Source organism: Bacillus cereus group sp. BfR-BA-01355 (assembly GCF_022663675.1).
Classification (GTDB): domain Bacteria; phylum Bacillota; class Bacilli; order Bacillales; family Bacillaceae_G; genus Bacillus_A; species Bacillus_A thuringiensis_S.
The window spans coordinates 1-412 of sequence record NZ_JAKUFY010000322.1 but is presented as its reverse complement, the minus strand read 5'-3'; the positions used below and the strand labels follow the sequence as shown (position 1 = coordinate 412).

Below are 412 nucleotides of genomic sequence, written 5' to 3'. Positions count from 1 at the left end.
CTCTAAGCAAGATGACCCTTCTCAGGAGAAACAACTAAACTCTAAGCAAGATGATTCTTCTCAAGATAAACAGCAAAACTCTAAGCAAGATGATTCTTCTCAAGATAAACAGCAAAACTCTAAGCAAGATGATTCTTCTCAAGAGAAACAGCAAAACTCTAAGCAAGATGACTCTTCTCAAGATAAACAGCAAAACTCTAAGCAAGATGACCCTTCTCAGGAGAAACAACTAAACTCTAAGCAAGATGATTCTTCTCAAGATAAACAGCAAAACTCTAAGCAAGATGATTCTTCTCAAGATAAACAGCAAAACTCTAAGCAAGATGATTCTTCTCAAGAGAAACAGCAAAACTCTAAGCAAGATGACTCTTCTCAAGATAAACAGCAAAACTCTAAGCAAGATGACCCTTCT

1 protein-coding gene is annotated in these 412 nt (G+C 36.4%); it reads left to right on the top strand.

Annotated features, from left to right (window positions below; translation table 11 throughout):
• Positions 1–412: hypothetical protein (locus MR167_RS31860; protein WP_242316264.1), on the top strand; the 412-nt coding region annotated here is incomplete at both ends.